Annotated in this window: 19 protein-coding genes; 8 read left to right on the top strand and 11 right to left on the bottom strand. The window is 67.4% G+C overall.

The window, feature by feature from the left end; all coding sequences use genetic code 11:
- Position 1: 1 nt before the first annotated feature.
- Genes AC5JBD_RS15450 through AC5JBD_RS15440 form a run of 3 tightly spaced genes read right to left on the bottom strand, consistent with a single transcriptional unit; the run spans position 2 to position 4,066 of the window.
- On the bottom strand, positions 2 to 2,170 hold the full coding sequence (locus AC5JBD_RS15450) for an RNA degradosome polyphosphate kinase (protein WP_495722699.1): 2,169 nt from the start codon (positions 2,168 to 2,170) through the stop codon (positions 2 to 4).
- A gap of 2 nt (positions 2,171 to 2,172) precedes the next feature.
- The gene (locus tag AC5JBD_RS15445) at positions 2,173 to 2,793 is read right to left on the bottom strand and encodes a P-loop NTPase family protein (protein WP_495722698.1); all 621 of its coding nucleotides are present in this window, start codon (positions 2,791 to 2,793) and stop codon (positions 2,173 to 2,175) included.
- 7 nt (positions 2,794 to 2,800) lie between these two features.
- Positions 2,801 to 4,066, bottom strand: coding sequence for a heavy-metal-associated domain-containing protein (locus tag AC5JBD_RS15440; RefSeq protein WP_495722697.1), 1,266 nt, complete (start codon positions 4,064 to 4,066; stop codon positions 2,801 to 2,803).
- Between the two features lie 60 nt (positions 4,067 to 4,126).
- Between AC5JBD_RS15440 and purM the strand changes: the two genes are divergently transcribed.
- From purM to AC5JBD_RS15425, 3 genes are read left to right on the top strand one after another with little or no spacing between them, the layout of a single operon-like run.
- On the top strand, positions 4,127 to 5,230 hold the full coding sequence (gene purM, locus AC5JBD_RS15435) for a phosphoribosylformylglycinamidine cyclo-ligase (protein WP_495722696.1): 1,104 nt from the start codon (positions 4,127 to 4,129) through the stop codon (positions 5,228 to 5,230).
- The gene (purN, locus tag AC5JBD_RS15430) at positions 5,223 to 5,843 is read left to right on the top strand and encodes a phosphoribosylglycinamide formyltransferase (RefSeq protein WP_495722695.1); all 621 of its coding nucleotides are present in this window, start codon (positions 5,223 to 5,225) and stop codon (positions 5,841 to 5,843) included. Before purM ends, purN begins: the two co-directional genes overlap by 8 nt.
- Entirely contained in the window at positions 5,830 to 6,438 is a 609-nt protein-coding gene (locus AC5JBD_RS15425) for a hypothetical protein (RefSeq protein WP_495722694.1), read from the top strand. The genes purN and AC5JBD_RS15425 overlap by 14 nt, the downstream gene beginning before the upstream one ends.
- Positions 6,439 to 6,533: 95 nt before the next feature.
- On the opposite strand, the gene ndk is transcribed toward AC5JBD_RS15425, so the two are convergent.
- Positions 6,534 to 6,956, bottom strand: coding sequence for a nucleoside-diphosphate kinase (ndk, locus tag AC5JBD_RS15420; RefSeq protein WP_495722693.1), 423 nt, complete (start codon positions 6,954 to 6,956; stop codon positions 6,534 to 6,536).
- Between the two features lie 460 nt (positions 6,957 to 7,416).
- On the opposite strand from ndk, the gene AC5JBD_RS15415 reads away from it, so the two are divergent.
- Entirely contained in the window at positions 7,417 to 7,926 is a 510-nt protein-coding gene (locus AC5JBD_RS15415) for a hypothetical protein (RefSeq protein WP_495722692.1), read from the top strand.
- A 58-nt stretch (positions 7,927 to 7,984) separates the two neighbouring features.
- On the opposite strand, the gene AC5JBD_RS15410 is transcribed toward AC5JBD_RS15415, so the two are convergent.
- Positions 7,985 to 8,422, bottom strand: a complete 438-nt coding sequence (locus tag AC5JBD_RS15410; protein ID WP_495722691.1) for a DNA polymerase III subunit chi — start codon at positions 8,420 to 8,422, stop codon at positions 7,985 to 7,987.
- Between the two features lie 10 nt (positions 8,423 to 8,432).
- A complete protein-coding gene (locus AC5JBD_RS15405) occupies positions 8,433 to 9,911 on the bottom strand; it encodes a leucyl aminopeptidase (RefSeq protein ID WP_495722690.1) in 1,479 nt (492 codons plus the stop codon).
- 149 nt (positions 9,912 to 10,060) lie between these two features.
- Between AC5JBD_RS15405 and AC5JBD_RS15400 the strand changes: the two genes are divergently transcribed.
- The 4 genes from AC5JBD_RS15400 (at position 10,061) to rsmA (ending at position 15,543) form a co-directional block, all read left to right on the top strand.
- On the top strand, positions 10,061 to 12,280 hold the full coding sequence (locus tag AC5JBD_RS15400; RefSeq protein WP_495722689.1) for an LPS-assembly protein LptD: 2,220 nt from the start codon (positions 10,061 to 10,063) through the stop codon (positions 12,278 to 12,280).
- Positions 12,281 to 12,385: 105 nt separating this feature from the next.
- Positions 12,386 to 13,723 carry a peptidylprolyl isomerase gene (locus AC5JBD_RS15395; protein WP_495722688.1) on the top strand — a complete coding sequence of 446 codons (1,338 nt, stop codon included), beginning with the start codon at positions 12,386 to 12,388 and terminating at the stop codon, positions 13,721 to 13,723.
- 1 nt (position 13,724) lies between these two features.
- Positions 13,725 to 14,720, top strand: coding sequence for a 4-hydroxythreonine-4-phosphate dehydrogenase PdxA (pdxA, locus tag AC5JBD_RS15390; RefSeq protein WP_495722687.1), 996 nt, complete (start codon positions 13,725 to 13,727; stop codon positions 14,718 to 14,720).
- A gap of 1 nt (position 14,721) precedes the next feature.
- Positions 14,722 to 15,543: a 16S rRNA (adenine(1518)-N(6)/adenine(1519)-N(6))-dimethyltransferase RsmA gene (gene rsmA / locus AC5JBD_RS15385; protein WP_495722686.1), complete on the top strand. Its 822-nt coding sequence runs from the start codon at positions 14,722 to 14,724 to the stop codon at positions 15,541 to 15,543.
- On the opposite strand, the gene AC5JBD_RS15380 is transcribed toward rsmA, so the two are convergent.
- Genes AC5JBD_RS15380 through AC5JBD_RS15360 form a run of 5 tightly spaced genes read right to left on the bottom strand, consistent with a single transcriptional unit; the run spans position 15,540 to position 21,078 of the window.
- A complete protein-coding gene (locus AC5JBD_RS15380; protein ID WP_495722685.1) occupies positions 15,540 to 16,046 on the bottom strand; it encodes a tetratricopeptide repeat protein in 507 nt (168 codons plus the stop codon). The two genes, rsmA and AC5JBD_RS15380, sit on opposite strands and share 4 nt — an antisense overlap.
- Positions 16,047 to 16,076: 30 nt before the next feature.
- The gene (locus tag AC5JBD_RS15375) at positions 16,077 to 17,261 is read right to left on the bottom strand and encodes an RsmB/NOP family class I SAM-dependent RNA methyltransferase (RefSeq protein ID WP_495722684.1); all 1,185 of its coding nucleotides are present in this window, start codon (positions 17,259 to 17,261) and stop codon (positions 16,077 to 16,079) included.
- A complete protein-coding gene (gene guaB, locus AC5JBD_RS15370) occupies positions 17,262 to 18,719 on the bottom strand; it encodes an IMP dehydrogenase (RefSeq protein WP_495722683.1) in 1,458 nt (485 codons plus the stop codon).
- Between the two features lie 53 nt (positions 18,720 to 18,772).
- A complete protein-coding gene (locus tag AC5JBD_RS15365) occupies positions 18,773 to 20,233 on the bottom strand; it encodes a M28 family peptidase (RefSeq protein ID WP_495722682.1) in 1,461 nt (486 codons plus the stop codon).
- A 38-nt stretch (positions 20,234 to 20,271) separates the two neighbouring features.
- Complete coding sequence (locus AC5JBD_RS15360) at positions 20,272 to 21,078, bottom strand: HpcH/HpaI aldolase/citrate lyase family protein (protein WP_495722681.1); 807 nt, start codon at positions 21,076 to 21,078, stop codon at positions 20,272 to 20,274.
- Between the last annotated feature and the right edge of the window lie 59 nt (positions 21,079 to 21,137).

Raw genomic sequence — 21,137 nt, 5'->3', positions numbered from 1 at the left:
CTTAGCGCTTGCCGCGGCGGAGGCGAAGCTTGGGCACGGCATCGCTGCGTAAGGCCGCGCCGCGGCCGGACAGCGAGGGGTTCGTCATGAAATAACGGTGGAGGTTGAACGGCTTGTTGTGGTCGGCGGAGATACGATCGTAGCTGCCGTCGGGGTTGAGCCGCCAGCTCTGCTCGTTATCGATCAGGTTGGCGACCATCACCTGATCGAGGATTTGCATGTGCACGGTCGGGTTCTCGATCCGCAGCATATATTCGACGCGGCGGTCGAAATTGCGCGGCATCCAGTCGGCCGAGCTCACATAGACCATGGCCTCGCGGTTCGGAAGTTCGCCGCCATTGCCGAAGCACCAGATGCGGCCATGCTCGAGGAAGCGGCCGACGATCGACTTGACGCGAATATTCTCGGAAAGCCCCTTCACGCCCGGGCGCAGGCAGCAGATGCCGCGGATGACGAGGTCGACCTGCACGCCGGCCTGGCTCGCCTCGTAAAGCTTGTCGATGATGATGGGATCGACCAGCGAGTTCATCTTCGCCCAGATGGCACCGGGACGGCCGGCGGCGACATTCTCCATCTCGACGTCGATCAGGTCGATCAGCTTGTCGCGCAGGTGGTGCGGCGACATCGAGATGAGCTCCAGGTCGCGCGGCTCGACATAGCCTGTGATGTAATTGAACAGTTGGCTGGCATCGCGCCCCGCGCGGGGATCGGCGGTGAAGAAGCTGATGTCGGTGTAGATGCGGGCGGTGACCGGGTGATAGTTGCCGGTGCCGAAATGGCAGTAGGTGCGATAGCCGCGCTCCTCGCGCCGGACGACCATCGACACCTTGGCGTGGGTCTTCCAGTCGATGAAGCCGTAGACGACCTGCACGCCGGCCCGCTCCAGCGCATTCGCCCAGAGCAGGTTCTGCTCCTCGTCGAACCGTGCCTTCAATTCGACCACAGCGGTGACCGACTTGCCCGCTTCGGCCGCGTCGATGAGGGCGCGGATCACCGCGGACTGCTTGCCGGCCCGGTAGAGCGTCTGCTTGATCGCTACGACGTCCGGATCGGCGGCGGCCTGCTTCAGGAATTCGACGACGACCTCGAAGCTCTCGTACGGGTGGTGGACGACGATGTCCTTGGCCTTGATCGCCGCGAAGCAGTCGCCGCCATGCTCGCGGATTCGCTCCGGAAAGCGGGGGCTGTAGGGCGGGAATTTGAGGTCGGGCCGATCCTCCTCGACCAGGGCTTCAAGGTCGCCGATGCCGAGAAAGCCGGTCGATTCGGTGACGATCGCCTCGCTCGCGTCGAGTCCGACCCGGACCAGCGCCTCGAGCTCATCGGGTGTGCCGGCCTCGATCTTCAGGCGGATGACGCGGCCGCGGCGGCGGCGCTTGATCGCGCTGCGGAAGTAGCGGACGAGGTCCTCGGCCTCCTCCTCCACCTCGATGTCGCTGTCGCGGATGATGCGGAAGGCGCCGCCGCCGAGCATCTCGTAGCCGGGAAAGATGGTGGAGATGTGCCGCCGGATCAGGCTCTCGATCGAGATGTATCGCGCCGCCTCGCCGGGGATGCGGATGAAGCGCGGCAAGGTCGACGGGATCATCAGCAATTCGCGGATCGGCTCGCCGTCCGAGAGGCGCTTCAGGTCCAGGATCAGCGAGAAGCCCTTGTTCGGGATGAACGGGAACGGGTGGGCGGGATCGATCGCCTGAGGCGTCAGGACGGGAAAGATCTGCTCGCGGAAATGCTGGTCGAGCCAGGCGCCGCTTTCCTCGTCAATATCGTCGCGGCCGATCACCGTCAGGCCGGCGCCGGCGAGCGCTTCGCGAAGGTCGGCCCAGACCAGCTGCTGGCTGGCGGTCAGGCGGTCGGCTTCCTCGGTGATGGCGGCGAGCTGCTGCACCGGCGTCATGCCGTCGGCGGAGACCTCCTGGACGTTCAGCAGCTGCTGGCCCTTTAGGCCGGCGACGCGGACCATGAAGAATTCGTCGAGATTGCTGCCGGAGATGGAGAGGAAGCGCAGCCGCTCGAGCAAGGGATGAGCGGGGTTGCACGCCTCCTCGAGCACACGCCGGTTGAAAGCGAGCCAGGACAGCTCGCGGTTGAAGTAGAGCGCACGGGCCTCTTCGGCGGTGCGGTCGGACGGGCCCTCGTCGAGCGCGGCGGTGGCGGCGGAAATGTCCATGTTCAGGCCCGAAATCTCGCTCTCTTGATCAGCCCCGCCTCGGTGAGGACGCGCCGCGCCAGCGCGATGCTCATCGTCCGGTGGTACGACATCATCGCCCTGTCGAGCGCATCGACCGCCTGCTGAACGGCAACATAGCTGCGTTCGATCCGGGGAACCACAAATTCGGTCACATCGGGCGGAACGATCACCCCACGATCGGCGAGTAGCTTGAGCAGGAGGTGCCCCATCAGCGCCTCCTCGGGATCGTCGATCGCGACGTGAGGCGTGGCGGTGAGCCGTGACCTCAGGTCGGGCAGGCGAATGTCCCAGCCGGGCGGCGGCAAATCGGCGATCAGCAGCAAGGGCTTGCGGCGTGCGAGGGCGTCGTTCCAGGCGTGGAAGAGCGTCTCCTCATTGTGCCGCTCGGCATCGTCGAAGAGGCGGCCGCCGGTCTTCCTCACGAAGATGCGGCCGAGCAGGCTGCGGCCCGATTTGCGCGGTCCGGTGAGCAAGGTGACGGGCACAGGCCAGAGCGACCAGCGTTTCAGGTGCTCGAACGCATTGCGGTTGGCGTCGGCGATGAGGAAATCCTCATCCTTGTCCGCCGTCGGCCAGTCGAGCGGCAGCGCGATCTGGCCCATCTGCCGCTTACTCTTCCGGGCCGCCCGTGCCTGGACGGGAGATGCGCAGCGAGGCGCCGGAGCCCGACACCTGCCAGCCCTGCGCCTGGAGCGCGGCGGCGAGCGCGGCCGGGTCGCCGGTGAAGGTCACGCGCATCGTGGAGGTGCCGCCAAGGGCGAGGCTGGTGGTGAGCGCCGAAGTGACGCCCGGCACCCGGCTGACTGCGAGCTCAGCCTGCGAGACGGCGGCAGGATTGGGCGTGTCGACCTGGATGGTGACGGCGGTGGTCGCGCCGGTCGGGACCTGCGGCAGCACGGCGGTCGACGGGACGGGCGGCGGCGCGGCCTGGCCGGCCGAGGCGCGTTCGATCTGCTCGGCGATCTCATTGAGGAAGGCGGGCTCCTCGACCACCAGCGACGGATCGGGCCTGAGGACCCCGGCCTGCAGCGCCTGGGTGTAGAGACGGTCGAGCCGGCGCACGCCCTCGTCGAGAAGCTTGGGGACGAGCTCGCTGCGCTCGACCCGGAGCGTGAACCTGCCGATCTCGCGATTATCCGGGCTGTAGCGCGCGACGAACGTGCCGATCGCCGGCCCGCCGGGCCAGAGCCGCTTCAGATGGACTTCCGGCACGATGACGTCGGCGGCGCCATATTCGTCCAGGATCATGCGCCACCAGGCGCGTCCGGGCCGCCTCGTCTGCGAATGGTTGAGCAGCAAGGGATCGGTGCCGGCGCCCGAGGTGCGGACATAGTCGATCGCGCTCGTGCCGGTGCGGAACCGGTTCCATGCCTTCAGCCACTCGTTGCGCGATTCGAAGCTCTGGTAGGAGGAGCCGGAAAGCATCACGGGAACGACGAGATAAGGTGCCGAAGCCTGCCCCGCCGGGCCGCCGACGCCGAGCATCTGGCCAGCGCGGGCGCGATCGAACAGGATGCCGAGCCGGGCGATGTAGCGCCTCGGGCCGATCTGCTCGTTCTCGATGACGATGCTCGACACCATCGAATTGAGCACCGAATCAGAGAGGGCCGGCGCCTGCGTGATCGGCCGGCGCGTGGTCTGCGCCCAGAGCATCTTCCAGCCCTGGGCCTGCGCCCGGCGCCAGCCTTCGAGCCGCGCTTCGTCGGCCGTCTTGCCCGTTACGTCGACGTCGATGCCGGTGACTTCCAGCGTGCTGGCGCTGTCGACCGGCGGCACGCCGCGGTCTCCGCCCTCAAGCTGCGCGTAGACCGCGCCGCCGACGAGGGCGACGAGAGCCAGCGATGCAGGGGGGAGAATGCGGCGGGGAAGCTTCACGCTGCGTCTTTTGGCGACACAAACGTGGAAATCCAAGCGCGTTCTGGCTAGGCGAGCCCGATGAACGAAGCCGAGACGCAGGAAAGCTACACCTACGCCAAGGCCGGCGTGTCGATCGCCGCCGGCAATGCGCTGGTGAAGGCGATCGGGCCGCTGGCCAAGGCAACAGCCAGGCCCGGCGCCGATGCCTCACTCGGCGGCTTCGGCGGCTTCTTCGATCTCAAGGCGGCGGGCTACAAGGACCCCCTGCTCGTCGCCGCCAACGACGGCGTCGGGACGAAGCTGAAGCTCGCGATCGATTGCGGCTGGCACGGCGGCGTCGGCATCGATCTGGTGGCGATGTGCGCCAACGACCTCATCGTTCAAGGCGCCGAGCCGCTCTTCTTCCTCGACTATTTCGCGACCGGCAAGCTGGAGACGGGCGTCGCCGAGAAGGTGATCGCCGGCATCGCCGAGGGCTGCAAGCAGGCGGGCTGCGCGCTGATCGGCGGAGAGACGGCGGAAATGCCGGGCATGTATGCCGAGGGCGATTACGATCTCGCCGGCTTCTGCGTCGGCGCGGTCGAGCGTGGTGAAGCGCTGACCGGTGACAAGGTTGCAGAGGGTGATGTCATCCTCGGCCTCGCCTCCAGCGGCGTCCATTCCAACGGCTATTCGCTGGTGCGGCGGCTCGCCGCGGACAAGCACTGGAAGCTGGACCGCCCCGCCTTGTTCGACCAGGACCGGCTGCTGATCGAGGCTTTGCTCGAGCCGACGCGCATCTATGTGCGGTCGCTACTGCCGGTCGTCCGCAGCGGCCGCATCCATGCGCTCGCCCACATTACCGGCGGCGGCCTGCTGGAGAACATCCCGCGGGTCCTGCCGGACGGGCTGCACGCCCACGTCGACGCGGCAGCCTGGCCGCAGCCCCGGCTGATGGCCTTCCTGCAGGCGCAGGGGAATATCGAGCCGGAGGAGATGGCGCGCACCTTCAACTGCGGCATCGGCATGGTGGCGATCGTCTCTCCCGGCAATGCCGAGGCGGTCGGCGCCGAGCTGGAGCAGGCGGGCGAGAAGGTGTTCACCATCGGCCGCATCGAGGCCGGACAGAAAGGCTGCACGGTCTCCGGGCCCGCCGACAGCTGGTGGGCCCGCTCCGCCTGGACCGCCACCCATCATGGCTGAACGGGTCCGCGTCGCGGTCCTGATCTCCGGCCGCGGCTCAAACCTCGAGGCGCTCGCCGACTATAAGCGCAAGGCCGATCCTTATTATGAGATCGTCCTCGTCGCCTCCAATGTGCCGGAGGCCCGCGGCCTGGTGCTGGCAAGGCGGTTCGGCTTGCCGGTCTGGTCGAGCAGCCACCAGGGGCTCGAACGCGCCGAGTTCGACCGGCTTGTCGACGCCGAGCTCCGCCGTCGCGACGTCGAGGTGATCGCGCTCGCCGGCTATATGCGGCTGCTCTCGCCCGAGTTCATCCGCGCCTGGGAGGGGCGGATCCTCAACATCCACCCGAGCCTGCTGCCGGCCTATAAGGGCCTCGACACTCATCGCCGTGCCCTGCTTGCCGGGGAGGAATTTGCGGGCTGCTCGGTCCACCTGGTCACCGAGGAGCTGGATTCGGGGCGAGTGCTCGCTCGATCCAAGGTGCGGATCGAGCCGCGGGACGATCCGGAGACGTTGGCTGCGCGGGTGCTCGAGGCCGAGCATGAGCTATACCCGCGGGCGCTGGACGAATTTTGCTGGAGCCTGCTCGCGGAGCGGGACGGACGAGCTGGAGCGATCGATGTCGGAACCTGAAACCGCGCAGCAAAAGGCCGAGGCGGCGGCCATCCGCCGGCGCTGGATAACGCTGGGCGAAATCCTTGCCGTCGCCGCGGTGGTGATCTCGGGGCTCACCTTCTGGAACAGCTACCAGGAGCGGAGCAGCTCCGAGGCGGAACGCGCGGCCGAGAAGCAGGCCCAGAGCGAGAAAGCGCAGACGTTGATCCTATCGGCCAGTGTGGACCGGCGGAACCTGAAGCTCGCGGCGCGGGATCCAGAGCAGGCGATCCAGGGACAGACCATCGCTTTCCCGTCAGCGCTCGGAGCCAAGGCGATCGACACGGTGGACCCTCGCATCGAAGCCGGCTGGATTGAATCGGCGGTGAAAAAGATCCGCGACTCGAAGAGCCGCTCGGGCGACGCCCGGCTTCCCGTCGCAATCACCACCCGCTTCGTCAGCGGCGGCGAGAGCCATTTCGACACCGCACTCTACGATGTCGGCTACCGGTTGGATGAAGGCCTGCTCGACACCGACGTCGAGCTGCTCGGCCTGTCGCTGATTGAAAGAGGAACGGCGAAGAACGCGCAGGCCAAGCTCGACGCGCTGTGGAAGAGACGGAGCGGCGCCTAGCGCGTCACCCCGGCGAAGGCCGGGGTCTCAGCGGGTGAAAAGTGCGGCTTCTTTGCCGGCCTGAGATCCCGGCCTTCGCCGGGATGACGGAATGCTTAGCCGACGATTTCTTCCGGCTTGAAGAAATAGTCGATCTCGATCTTCGCATTTTCCGGGCTGTCGGAGCCGTGGACCGAATTGGCCTCGATCGATTCCGCATGGACCTTGCGGATCGTGCCTTCGTCGGCGTTGGCGGGGTTGGTCGCGCCCATCACTTCGCGGTTCTTCGCCACTGCATTCTCGCCTTCAAGCACCTGGACGACGACCGGGCCCGAAATCATGAAGCTGACGAGGTCGTTGAAGAAGGGCCGCTCCTTGTGGACCGCATAGAAGCCCTCGGCCTGCTCCCGCGTCATGTGGATGCGCCTGGAGGCGACGACGCGCAGGCCTGCATCCTCGAGCATCTTGGTGACCGCGCCGGTGAGATTACGCCGCGTCGCGTCGGGCTTGATGATCGAGAAGGTGCGTTCGGTCGCCATGGCCGGTCCTGTGCTCCGTAAGATGGGTGGAATTCGGCGCGCTCTCTAGGCGGGGTGCGGACGGAGGGCAAGTGGACGGCCCTCGTGCCGCCCCGTCCGCAACCGGGCGTTCACAATCAGCGGGTATGAGAGTCGTCATGCGCAACGACCTCCTCGGCAAAGTCAGTCTGGCGGCCCTGATCCTGCTGGCGCCGGGCGGGTTCATCCTAGGCGCCGCCATGGCCGCGGACCACTATCGCAAGAAGCGGAAGTAAGTTCGCCGGGCTCTCCGCCCGCTTACCGACAAGAGGTCTGCAAGTCGGCCCGTGCCGGTCACGCCTCGTCTGATCCACGCCGAAAGACAGTCGCACGATGCGGACCAACCGGTCGCTCGGGCGTTTCACCCTCAGCCAGCCGCCCGAGCCGCCGCCACGAGGCGTGCGTCCGCGGCCTGACAGCAAAGCAGCTAGGAGTGAATGTGATGAGAGCAACTGCCTTGGCCATCGCCCTCTTGATGAGCGGCGCCGCGATCGCCCAGACCACCCCCACCGACGACACGATGCCGAGCGACACCGGCACCACCGCCGTCGACACAAGCGTCGAGGCTGACACCACGGTTCAGACCGACATGTCCACCGACGTGGATACAAGTGCCCAGACCACCCACGACATGAGCACCCATTCGTCCACGACGATGGACATGAGCAATCAGTCCACCACGACGATGGCAACGAACATGACGCCGGCGAGCGGCCAGATCGTCCAGCCGAGCAACGCCAATCCCGAAGAAGATGCGCGCGGTATCGCCGTCATCTCCGCTGCCGCCATGGTTCCGGCCGGTTGGAACGGCGTGACCGGCAGCGCCGTCGGCGGCCCGCTTGTCGACCCCGCCACCGGCGAGGCCGCGGACAGTTCGGATTCCTATCCGGCCTGCAGCGCCACCGTCACCGACAATTGCACACAGACCTATGAGCGGGGCCGTTCCCGCTAAATCCAGGTTCTGATGCAGATGGCGCCCCGCGCACGTCGTGCGCGGGGTTTGCCATTCGTCAGGGCCCCTGAACCCATTTCCCGCGCTCGTCCTGCTTCCAGTAGCGCGGCTCCGCACCCGGCTTCGACTTGAGCGCACGCCATGCGCCGCGGGCCGTGTCGAGATGAGCATTGTCGAAGAAGTAGAAGGTGCGTGCGAAGGAAAGCGCTTCCTCGCGCCATTCCCCGTCCGCGAGCGCGATATTGGTGGCCTCGTTGCGCGGCTCGATCTCGGGCGAGAGAAGGATCGGCTGCTGCTCGGGCGCTGGCGCGTCGCTGCGGCCATGCGGCAGGAACGCCTCCTCCGCATAGGTCCACAGCAGATTGTCGAGCTGCGGCAGCAGGTCGGGACCGGCCACTACGAGGAGGCGCTCCCCGCTCGCCAGCACCTTCTCGCAAATGGAAGGTAGCACCCGCTCCAGCGGCGATTGCGCGAGATGGTAGAAGTCGACCAGCACGTACTGGGTGTCACGCCTCGAAATTGTCGCTGACGAAGCGGTCCAGCAGCGCCACGCCATAGCCGGTCGCGCCCTTGTCGTAGAGCGAGCCGGGCTTGTTCGCCCAGACAGTGCCGGCGATGTCGAGATGGGCCCATTTCACCCCCTCCTCGACAAAGCGCTGGAGGAAGGTCGCGGCCATGATCGAGCCGCCCTCGCGCGGGCCGGCATTCTTCATGTCGGCGATCGGGCTGTCCATCTGCTTGTCGTAGGCCTCGCCGAGCGGGAAGCGCCACAATTTGTCGCCCGCGGCCTGGCCCGCCTTTGAAAGCTTGTCGGCCAACCCGTCGTCGTTCGAGAAGAGGCCGGCATATTCATAGCCCAGCGAGATGATGATCGCGCCGGTGAGCGTGGCGAGATCGACCATGATCTCCGGCTTGTAGGTGCGCTGCGCCCAGGTCATCGCGTCGGCGAGCACGAGACGGCCTTCGGCATCGGTATTGATCACCTCGATGGTCTGACCGGACATGGAGGTGACGACGTCGCCGGGACGCTGGGCATTGCCGTCCGGCATGTTCTCAGCGAGCACGCAGATTCCGACGACGTTCGCCTTCGCCTTACGGGTGGCGATCGTCTTCATCGCGCCCGCGACGGCGCCGGCGCCGCCCATGTCCCACTTCATCGCCTCCATGCCGGCGGCGGGCTTGATCGAGATGCCGCCGGTATCGAAGGTGATGCCCTTGCCGACGAATACGACCGGCTTCTTGTTGGCGTCCCCTGCCCCGTTCCAGCGGATGGCGAGGAGGCGCGGCGGACGGACGGAACCCTGGCCGACGCCAAGCAATGCGCCCATCCCGAGCTCCGCCATCTGCTTCTCGTCCAGCACCTGGATCTCGGCGCCAAGCGGCTCGAGTTGCCCCCGCACTCGCTCGACGAAGCTTTCGGGGTAGATGATGTTGGCCGGCTCGGTGACCAGTTCGCGCGTGAGCGACAGGCCTTCGAGCAAGGCCGCGCTGTGCTGCCAGGCACCGTTCTCGCCGCCTGCGCCGACGATCACGACCTCCTCGAGCGTCGGCTTCTGCTTCTTCGCCAGCTTGGTGCGGTAGATGTCGTAGCGCCAGCTGCGCGCTGCGGCGCCGTAGCCGATCTTGGCCGCTTCTTCCGCACCGAGGCCGAGGCCGCTGAGGTCCACTACCAGGCGCGTCTCACCCGAGATGAGCAGCTTCGCCGCCAGTGCGCCGCCCACCTTTTCGTAAAGCGCATCGTCGTCGCGCTTGCCGCCAAGGCCGACCATCAGCAGGCGTCGCGCGCTGCTGCCTTCGGTCACGAAGGTCTCGGCGATCGCAGCCGGCTCCCGCTCGAAGCGCTGCGCCTCGGCCGAACGGGCGGCCAGCGTGCGCGCCGCTTCGTCGAGGCCGCTCAGCCGGTCGGACAGCATGTCCTCGCCCCAGACGGGGATCGCCAGCGCATAGGAGCCGCTCGGGCGGGTATCGGCAAAACTGACTTTCACGGAAGTAATCTCCTGGCAGGGCGGGTTCGGCGCCTGATAGGCAAAGGTAGGCTCGCTGCAAAGACAGCGTCGGCCATTGCAGCGAAAGATGGGCAATGCGATAGGCCTGCTTGTCGCGAGTATGTGCGGCGGGGCAAGCTGCGGAAGTTGTGAAGAGCCTTCATTCGATCCTGACGGCGTTGCCGCTGCTGCTCTTCGCCCCCGCGGTGGCGTCGGCGCAGGAGAGTCCCTCGCCTCCCGCCGCCGACGGGGAGGAGCGCCGCGTCAGCTTCACCGCCGATCAGCTCACCTATGACACGGAAGCGGAGATCGTCACCGTCTCCGGCAACGTGCAGATGACGAGCGAAGGCAACAATCTGCGCGCAGACCGGCTGATCTGGAACCGAGATAGTGGCGAGGTCCGGGCTGAGGGCAATGTCCGTATCGTCAACCCGCAGGGCGATGCCGCCTATGGCGACAGCATCGTCCTCACCGACACGCTGCGCGACGGCGTGGTCGACAATCTCTTGCTCGTGCTGGAGGATGGCGGCCGTCTCGCGGCGGATCGCGGCGAGCGGCAGAACGGCTACTCAACCCTTTATCGCGCGGCCTATTCACCCTGCGCGGTGGTGGACGAACATGGCTGTCCCAAGGATCCGACCTGGAAGATCACGGCGGTCAAGGTCGTCCACGACCCGGTCCGCAACCGCATCCGCTACGAAGGCGCCAGCCTCAGCCTGTTCGGAACGCCGATCATCGCCCTCCCCGGCCTGTCTCACCCGGACGGCAGTGAGGGCGGCGGCTCCGGCATCCTCGTTCCAGACGTGCGCTTCAGCCGCCGCAACGGGCTCGAGCTCAGCCTGCCTTATTATTTCAAGCTGGCGCCCAACCGCGACGCCACCATCACGCCGCACGTTTATTCCGACGTGCTGCCGATGCTGGAGGGGCAATATCGGGCGCTGACGGGGCTCGGCGCCTATCAGGTCGGGGCCTTCGTCACCCATGGCTCGCGTGTGCCCGTCGGATCGGCGGTCAGCGCCACCGGCCGCGATCGGGGCATCCGCGCCTATTTCGAGGCGAACGGCCGGTTCCAGCTCGACCCCCTGTGGAGCGTCACCGGCTCGGCCCGCTACGTCACGGACCGCACCTTCCTCAGGCGTTACGACATCTCGCGCGACGATCGCCTGCGCTCGGTCGTCAATGCGGAGCGGATCAGCGACGACAGTTATATCTCGATCGCCGGTTGGGCGTTCCAGGGACTGCGCATCACCGACGATAACGGCCAGCAGCCGATCGTGCTGCCGGCGATCGACGCGCGCTGGCGCCTGACCGATCCAGTCCTCAATGGCCGGATCGAACTTCAGGCGAACAGCCTCGCCATCCTGCGCACGGACGGCCAGGACACGCAGCGCGCCTTCGGGGCGGCGCGGTGGGAGCGGCGGGCGATCACGTCCATGGGACAGGAGCTGCTGTTCACCGGCTACGCGCGCGCCGACGTCTACCATACCGGCCAGACCGAGCTGGCGCCGATCCTCGCCTATCGCGGCGAGGAAGGCTGGAGCGCCCGTGCGATCGGCGCCCTTGCCGCCGAGGCGCGCTGGCCGCTGATCGGGCCGTTCATGGGCGGCACCCAGCGCCTGACGCCGCGGGTCCAGCTGGTCGCGACGCCGCCGACCAAGAATCTCAACATCCCCAACGAGGATGCGCGCGCGGTCGATCTTGAGGACAGCAATCTGTTCGCGCTCAACCGCTTTCCCGGCTACGATCGCTGGGAAGACGGCTCGCGCATCACCTACGGCCTCGACTGGGCGCTCGATCTGCCGCAGGTCGCCATCCGCAGCACGATCGGCCAGAGCTACCGCCTCGACGACAAGCCGAGCATCCTGCCCCCCGGCACGGGCCTTTCGGAGCAATTCTCCGACATCGTCGGGCGCACGACTGTGAAGTTCGGCCGCCGGCTCAACTTCGTCCACCGCTTCCGCCTCGACAAGGACAATGCGGCGGTAAGGCGCAACGAAGTCGATGCGGTGTTCGGCGGCCGCCAGACCTATGCGACGATCGGCTATCTCCGCCTCAACCGCGACATCGACCCCGCGATCGAGGATCTGCGCGACCGCGAGGAGTTGAGGCTCGGCGGACGTGTCCGCTTCGCCCGTTACTGGTCGATCTTCGGTTCGACGGTGCTCGACCTCACCAATGCGGAGGAGGACCCGCTATCGGATGCCGATGGCTTCGAGCCGGTCCGCCATCGTCTCGGCTTCGGCTATGATGACGACTGCATCGAGATCGGCGTCACCTGGCGCCGGGATTATGAGAGCACCGGCGATTTCCGGCGTGGCAACACATTCCTGTTCCGGGTGTCGCTCAAGAATCTCGGCCGCGGCGTCTGATCTCGCGCATCGAAACGCAAAAAGCGGTGCCACTTTCGCGCAAAGGCCGCTAAGCTCAGGTTCAGCAAATTTTCGCCAGACTAGGCGACTGCTTTTATTGGAGGAATGATGAAGCTCGGCACTTTTGGCAGGGTGGCTCTTGTGCTTGGCGGCGCGTTCGCAGCCGCGGCGGTCGCCCAGACCGGGGGCAACGCGCCGACGAATCCGCTCAACATACCGGGTGGCAACGTCCAGTTCTTCGGCACCAACGATCCCTCGGTCCGCAAGGCGACCGCGATCGTCAACGGCGACGTCATCACCGCCACGGACGTCGATCATCGCCTTGCCCTGATCATGATCGCCAATGGCGGCCAGATTCCCGCCGACGAGCTGCCGCGCCTGCGCGCGCAGGTCCTGCGCAACCTGGTCGACGAATCGCTGCAGATCCAGGCGGCGGCGGCCAGCGAGATCAAGGTCGAGCCCCGCGAGATCGACAATTATTTCGAGCAATATGCCAAGAACTTCAACCGCTCGACCAAGGACTTCACCGCCTATCTGCGCTCGCAGGGCTCGTCCGAGACCTCGATCAAGCGGCAGATCCATGGCGAGATCGCTTGGAACCGCCTGCTGAACCGAGAGATCGAGCCGTTCGTCGCGGTCGGCGACGAAGAGGTGAGATCGGTCATCGAGCGGCTCAACGCGGCCAAGGGCGCGCAGGAATATCGCATCGGCGAGATCTTCCTCGCCGCGACGCCAGAGACCGCGGCCGAGACGCGCGCCAACGCGCAGCGCATTGTCGACCAGGTCCGGCAGGGTGCCTCGTTCCTCGCTTATGCCCGGCAGTTCTCCGAGGCCTCGACGGCCGCGGTCGGCGGCGATCTCGGCTGGGTCCGTGCCGAGCAGCTCCCCGAGCCGCTTGCCGAAGCCGCCCGCGTGCTCCGCGTCGGCCAAGTCAGCGATCCGATCGCGATCCCCGGCGGGTTCTCCATCGTCGCGGTGCAGGACACGCGGCAGGTGCTGACCGCCGATCCGCGCGATGCGGTGCTGAGCCTCAAGCAGATGTCGGTGACTTTCCCTAAGGGCGCGACCCGCGAGCAGATGGAGCCGAAGGTCGTCGAGCTCGCCCAGACCGCGCAGACGATGGGCGGCTGCGGCCGCGCCGAGGAAGCGGCAGCCCGCATCGGCGCGGAGGTCGTGACGAGCGACACCACCAAGGTCCGCGATCTTCCGCCGGCGCTCCAGGATATGCTGCTCAAGCTGAATATCGGCCAGGCGACGACGCCGTTCGGCACGGTCCAGGACGGCGTCCGCGTGCTCGTGCTGTGCGGCCGAGACGACCCGGAGGTCAGCGGCGGCCCCTCCTTCGAGCAGGTTTATGCCCGGCTGGAGGAAGAGCGCGTCAATCGCCGCGCCCAGCGCTACCTGCGCGACCTGCGCCGCGATGCGGTGGTCGACTATCGCTGAGATGAGCGTGCCCGCACCTCTCGCGGTCGCGCTCGGCGATCCGGCGGGGGTCGGTCCCGAGATCGTCGCGAAGGGCTGGGAACGGCGCGAGGCGGTGGATCTGCCGCCTTTCTTCGCAGTCGGCGATTGCGACGCCATCGAGGCGGTCTGGAAGGGGCCGGTCCGCGCGATCGCCGATCCCGCTGAAGCGCTGGAGGTGTTCGCTCACGCCTTGCCAGTCATCCGCGTCGGGGGCGGGCACGCGATCACGCCCGGCAGCCCCGACTTCGACGGGGCCCGCGCCACGCTCGATTCGCTGGAAATGGCCGTCGGCCTCACCCGCGGTGGCGCCGCATCGGGTCTGGTGACCGGCCCGGTTTCCAAGTCGCAGCTCTACGCGATCGGCTTTTCCCATCCGGGCCAGACCGAGTTCGTCGCCGAGCGCTGCGGGGTCGCCCGCGATTGCGTGGCGATGATGCTGGTCGGGCCAGACCTGCGGACGGTTCCGGTGACCGTTCACGCGCCGCTCCGCGAAGTGCCGGACCTGCTGACGCCCGAGCTCATCATCAGCAAGGCCCGCGCGACGATCAGGGGCCTTCAGCGCCAGTTCGGTATCGCGCAGCCTCGGATCGCCGTCGCCGGCCTCAATCCCCATGCCGGCGAAGAGGGAGCGCTCGGCCGCGAGGATGTCGAGGTGATCGCGCCGGCGATCGAACGACTGCGGGCCGACGGCTTCGACGTCACCGGTCCGCTCCCGGCGGACACCATGTTCCACCAGCGCGCCCGCGCCAATTACGACGCGGCGCTCTGCATGTATCACGATCAGGCGCTGGTGCCGCTGAAGACCCTCTATTTCGACGAGGGCGTCAACATGACTCTGGGGCTACCGATCGTCAGGACGTCTCCCGACCATGGCACCGCCTTCAACATCGCCGGCAAGGACCGGGCAAATCCGGGCGCGATGATCGCGGCGCTGAAGATCGCGCACGCCTCCGCCGCACGCCTCGCCGCAGCCTAGAATGAAGGATTTGCCGCCTCTTCGCGAGGTGATTGCCAGGCATGGGCTGAGCGCCTCCAAGGCGCTCGGGCAGAATTTCCTCCTCGACGAACAACTGCTCGACCGTATCGCGCGCATTCCCGGCGACCTCCGCGGGGCAAGGGCATATGAAGTAGGTCCCGGCCCCGGTGGCCTGACTCGTGCCTTGCTGCGGGCCGGCGCCGATGTCGTCGCCGTCGAGCGGGATCGCCGCTGTCTCCCCGCCCTCGCCGAACTCGACGAAGCCTCTGAGGGTCGGCTCTCGGTAGTCGAGGGCGACGCCATGGCAGTCGACGAGGAGGCGGTCGCCGGCCGAGGCGCCCATATCGTCGCTAACCTGCCGTATAATGTCGGCACGGCCCTGCTCGTCCGCTGGCTCGGTGGTGAGGCCTGGCCCCCCTGGTGGTCATCGCTGACACTGATGTTCCAGCAAGAAGTGGCCGAGCGCATCGTCGCGAAGCCGGGCGGCTCGGCTTACGGACGGCTGGCGGTCCTCGCCCAGTGGCGGAGCGAGGCGAAGCTGGCGATGAAGGTCCACCGCTCGGCTTTCGTGCCGCCGCCCAAGGTGATGTCGGCAGTCATCCACATCGTGCCGCGGGAAGCGCCTCCCGGCGTACGCGCGGCCACGCTGGAAGCGCTGACCGCGGCTGCTTTCGGTCAGCGCCGCAAGATGCTGCGGCGCAGCCTGCAGTCCCTCGCCGGAGCCCTCGATGCGCTGGAAAGGCTCGGGATCGACGCCGAGCGCCGGGCCGAAACGCTCAGCGTCGACGAGTTCGTCCGGATCGCGAGGGAGTTGAGCGCTTAGTTCTTGGCCGCCGCCGGCGGGGTCGTGGCGCGAGCGGTGACGACCTCGGGCGGCGGACCCTTGGCGATCACGGCAGCGAGCGTCGTCGCGTGCGGGCACGGCTCCTTGCAGAGCGACTTGATCCGCTCGAGATTGCGCTTGGCCCGTTCGACGGCGCCGCGCTGAACCAAAGCCTCACCCTGGCCCGCGAGCGCGCCGACATCGTTCGGCTCCAGCTTCAGCGCCTCGGCGTAAAGGCCGGTTGCCTTGCCGGGAAGCTTCTGCGCCTGCGCGACTCGCGCCAGCGCGACGTAAGCGGCGCGGTTGCGCGGATCGACGGCGAGCGCCGTTTCCAGCGAGTCGATCGCTTCATTGTACTGTCCGGCCGCGGTGAGCGCCTGGCCCTGCTGAAGCAGCGCGATCGAGCGGGCGTCGATCTGGTCATCGGGCCGCTGGCCGTGGCCGGCCGTCGCCATCGTCGCAAGCGCAAGCGCCACCGAAAGAGCAATGGGCGTAAGGCGCATCAAGATCTCCATAATCTGTCGCGACGAAGCTTAGCATGGCGCCTGCCACGCCGCGACGAAAAAGCCGTCCGTGCCGTCATGGGCGGGAGTGAGGATATGTCCGCTTCCGGCCGGCCGTCCACCCGTCATAGACAAGGGCTGCAATATGAAAGCTGAACGGCGCCGGCCGAATGCTTCGGCCTGGCCCCGCCCCTCCTCCTCCAGCAGCGAGCAAACGGCATAGACCAGATGCCCGCCCGGCCGCACGAGTAAAGCAGCGACCTCAAGGAGATGGGCCTGGAGCGCAACCAGTCGCGCCAGCCGCTCTGAGGTCAGCCGCCAGCGTGTCTCAGGGTTGCGCCGCCACGTGCCGGTCCCCGAGCAGGGCGCGTCCACCAGCACCAGATCGGCACGCCCGCGAAACGCCTCCAGCGCCTCGATCTCGGCTCCGGGATTGAGCAACTGCGTCTCGACGATCGAAACCCCTGCCCGCTCCAGCCGCGGCCCGATTCGGGACAGCCGCGCCCGATCCGTATCGCAGGCGAGGATACGGCCCCGGTTCGCCATCTCGGCGGCCAGCGCGAGCGTCTTCCCGCCCGCACCTGCGCAGAGGTCGATAACATGCATGTCCGGCGCGGCGCCACCGGCCACCGCCAGCAATTGACTGCCCTCGTCCTGGATCTCGACCAGGCCGGATTGCCAGGCCTGCGTCTCCTCGACGCGAAACCCCTCCGGCAGCCGCAGTCCGATCGGAGAGAGTGGCGTCCGCTGCGCATCCGCAAGCTGTGCCTGTGCCTCCGCGACATTTCCCTTGATGCGGTTGACCCGGAGATCGAGCGGCGCCCGCTCGAGCAGCGCATCGAACTCCACGGTATCCAGCAGAGGATCGAAGCGTTCCGCCAGCCAAGCCGGCACTGCGCAAGCCTCGGCGGCCGGTTCATCCGCCCCCTTGGGCGCTGGCCCGTGCGGCGAGCCGTCGAACAGGGCGAGTAGCTCCGGATCGTCCGCCGCCAGGCCAAGAAGAGCCGCCCGCCCCGACGGCGGCCGATCCCCGGTCCGCCGGATGGCGCGATAGACCAGCTCCCGCACCGCCCGCCGGTCCTTCGAGCCGGCATAGCGGCGTGTTTTGAAGTAGCGTGCGATCAGCGTATCCGCCGCCGCCCCGCCGGAACGGGCCGCCTCGATGATGTCGTCGAGCAGCTCGATCGCCGCCTGCGCGCGAGCGGCGGGCGTCACTTAGCGAGTCGGATAATTGGGCGCTTCGCGGGTGATCGCGACGTCATGGACGTGGCTTTCCCGCAGGCCCGCCCCGGTAATCCGCACGAACTGCGCACGTTGCCGCAGGTCCTCCAGCGTCCTCGAGCCGGTATAGCCCATCGCCGCCTTCACTCCGCCGACCAGCTGGTGGATCACGTCCTTGGCATGCCCCTTGTACGGGACCTGCCCCTCGATGCCCTCGGGCACGAGCTTCAGCTGGTCCTTGATGTCCTGCTGGAAATAGCGGTCGGCCGAGCCGCGCGCCATCGCGCCGACCGAGCCCATGCCGCGATAGCTCTTGTACGCGCGGCCCTGGTACAGGAAGGTCTCGCCCGGTGCCTCCTCGGTGCCGGCGAGCAGCGATCCGATCATCACAGTGGAGGCGCCCGCAGCGAGCGCCTTGGCGACGTCGCCGCTGGTGCGCAGGCCGCCGTCTGCAATGACGGGCGTGCCGCTCTTGCTGGCCTCGCCCGCCGAGTCGAGGATCGCCGTAAGCTGCGGCACGCCGACGCCCGCCACGACGCGCGTGGTGCAGATCGATCCCGGACCGATGCCGACCTTCACCGCGTCGGCACCTGCGCCGATCAGCGCCTTGGTCGCCTCGGCCGTGGCGACGTTGCCCGCGACGATTTGGACGCGGTTTGAAATCCGTTTGATCCGCTCTACCGCCGCAGCGACGTCCTTGTTGTGGCCGTGCGCGGTGTCGATCACGATCAGGTCGCATTCGGCGTCGATCAGCGCCTCGCTGCGCTCAAAGCCCTTGTCCCCGACCGTGGTCGCCGCGGCCACGCGCAGGCGGCCGGAGCCGTCCTTGGTCGCGTTGGGATAGGTCACCGCCTTCTCTATATCCTTGACGGTGATGAGGCCGATGCAGCGCTGGTTCTCGTCGACGACCAGCAGCTTCTCAATCCGCCTCTGGTGGAGCTGGCGCTTAGCCTCCTCCTGGGTGACGCCCGGCCCGACGGTGACGAGATTCTCGCTCGTCATCAGCTCAGAAACCGGCTGGCGCGGGTTCTCGGCGAAGCGGACGTCGCGGTTGGTCAGGATGCCGACCAGCCTGCCGCCGCCATTGGTCACCGGTATTCCGGAGATGCGATGCTTGGCCATCAGCTCCAGCGCATCGGCCAGTGTCTGCTCGGCGGTCATCGTGATCGGGTTCACGACCATGCCGCTCTCGAAGCGCTTCACCGCCCGCACCGCCGCCGCCTGCTCCTCGACGGAGAGGTTGCGGTGAAGCACGCCGATCCCGCCCAGCTGCGCCATCACGATCGCCATGTCCGCCTCGGTCACCGTGTCCATCGCCGAGGAGAGGATCGGGATGTTGAGGCCGATCTCCCTGGTCACGGAGGTGCGGGTGTCGGCGGCACTCGGGAGCACGTCCGATTCGCCGGGCTTCAGCAGCACGTCGTCGAAGGTGAGGCCGAGAGTGATGTCCATGGGGCTGACTCGCTTGAGCTTTGGGCGCTTCTAGAGATGGGCTGCGGCGGCGGCTAGCGGCGTTGCGGCCGATAACGCTTCGGATCCGCAAGCTTGCGGCCGAGGGCGATCAGGAGGTCCGTATCCTCCGCCGCGCCGCCCAACTCGATCGGCCGGTCGAGGTCGTCATCGGCCTTGTGATAAGCCCCGCCAAGGAAGGCCTGGAGCTTGCCCATGTTGGCGAAGGAGCCGCCAACCATCACCGTTGGAATTCCGGCCTTGGTCAGCTCCCAGCCATCCTGCCGCTGGACGAATGCATTCGCCTCCGTGTCTGTGTCGACGGCGCGGCCGAGCTCGCGAGCGGTGGCGTCCACGAGAGGGTCCAGCGGCGTGGTGCCGCGGCCGACGATCGCGACGGGTTCACCGCGGCCGGCGATCGCGACCGTGTCGATGTTGATCGCAGCGACGATCGACTGGAGCGGGACGGTCGGGTGCGCACCGAAATATTCCGCGCCGATCAGACCCATCTCCTCGGCGGTCGTGCCCATGAACAGGATGTCGCGCGACGCGCGTTCGCCGCGGGCGAGATGGCGGGCGATCTCGATCATCATCGCGAGGCCGCTCGCATTGTCGACCACTCCGTTGCAGATGCGGTCCTCGGCATCCTCCGCCCCGCAAATGCCGAGATGGTCCCAATGGGCGAGATAGAGGATGCTCTCGCCTCTGCTGCCCTTGCCGCGCAGGCGGCCGATCACATTGTGTGTCTCATAGGCCCAGACATGGGTCGACACGTCGAGCGTTCCCCGCGCCTGCGTAGGCGCCGCACGGAAACCTTCGCTCTTGGCGCGCCCCAGCAGTTCCTGCCCCGCCAGCCGCGCCGCGGCCGCAAACGGCATCGCACCCTCAACCTCGGGCACCTGCTTGCTCTGCAGGCTCGTGCTTCCGGCGTTGAGCAATGTCGTCACTGCCGACCAGGGCACCACCTCTGGAAACACGGTGATGACGGCAGCGGCACCGGCAGCGCGAACGGCGGATGCGCGCTCGCTTGCGCTTGGGGAACCCTTCGGCGCGTCATAGAGCATGAGCGCAATGCCGCCGTTCAGGTTTGCGCCGTCTATTTCTGGCGCATTGCCATGCCCGACGAACCATACCGGGGCGTCCGCCACCGTCTCCACCGCGTCCTTGCCGACCAGGATCAGGCTGTCCTCGCCCATATCGGCGGCGGCACCATTTACCGTCCAGAGGGCACGGTGCGCGAAGGGTCGCCGCTCGACCAGCGGCACAGGCTGATACCAGCCGCCGTTCGCGGCCCCGCCTTCAAGACCGAGAGCGGCAAGCTGCGTCGCCAGATATTGAAGCGTCTTCGTCTCGCCGGCCGTGCCCGGCTTGCGGCCTTCATATGCGTCGCTGGCGAGCACCTCGATGTGCCGCATCATCGCCTCCGGCGTGACGGTCGGCCCCTTGGGCGCGGCGTGGGCCTGCGAGGGAGAGGCGAGAAGGAAAGGCGCGGCGGCCAGCAACAGGATGTGACGCATGAGCGCGCTTAAAGCGGCCGCGGCGCCCCGGCAAGGGATTAGCGGCGCGCCCTCGCCAGCAACGCGCGGGCCTGATCGACATGCATGGATTCGATCATCCGGCCCTCGAAACGCTCGGCGCCGCCGGTCGCCGCGGCGATCAGCCGCTCGGCCGCCTGAACCTCTTCCTCGGAGGGGCCGAAGATGCGGTTGGTGGTCTCGATCTGGCTCGGATGGATCAGCGACTTGCCGTCGAAGCCGAAGGCCCTGCCCTCGCGGCATTGTTCGGCCAGGCCCTCGTCGTCCTCGAGCTTGTTGTAGACCCCGTCGAAAGCGGCGATCCCCGCCGCCCGGGCGGCGAGCACCACCGTCTGCAGGCTGTGCATGAGCCCGGCACGCCCTCCGCCCGCCGGAATGGCGAGATCGGCAGAGAGATCGTTGGTGCCGGCGATCAGCGCGCTCGTGCCAAGGGCAATCGATGGGGCGGCAAGCACCCCGCGCGCCGTCTCGATCATTGCCAGCACCGGCACCTCGACCAGCACCGCGAGATCATGCACCTGCCTCGCCGTCTCTGCCTTAGGCAGGATCGCGAAATCGACGCCGCTGTGGCGCAGCGCGACCACGTCCTCGCCGTACCAGCGGCTGCCCTGCATGTTGACGCGGATCGCGACGGGGCGGCCGCCAAAGCCCTCCCGTACCGCCGCGACTGCCGCCTCGAGGGCCTCGGCCTTGTCCTCCGGCTTCACCGCATCCTCGAGGTCGAGCACGATCATGTCCGCGCGGAGCGCCCGCGCCTTCTCGATTGCGCGCGGATTTGACGCGGGGAGGAACAGGATCGTGCGGCAGAGGCGGAGGTCATGGGCCATGCGCGGGATTCTGCTTGGAAGAGGCACCTTTTGTCTACATCATACCCATCGAAGCGGTG

This window comes from Allosphingosinicella sp. (assembly GCF_059502505.1).
The sequence above is the reverse complement of the archived record's forward strand: the minus strand, read 5'-3'. Positions and strand labels throughout refer to the sequence as shown.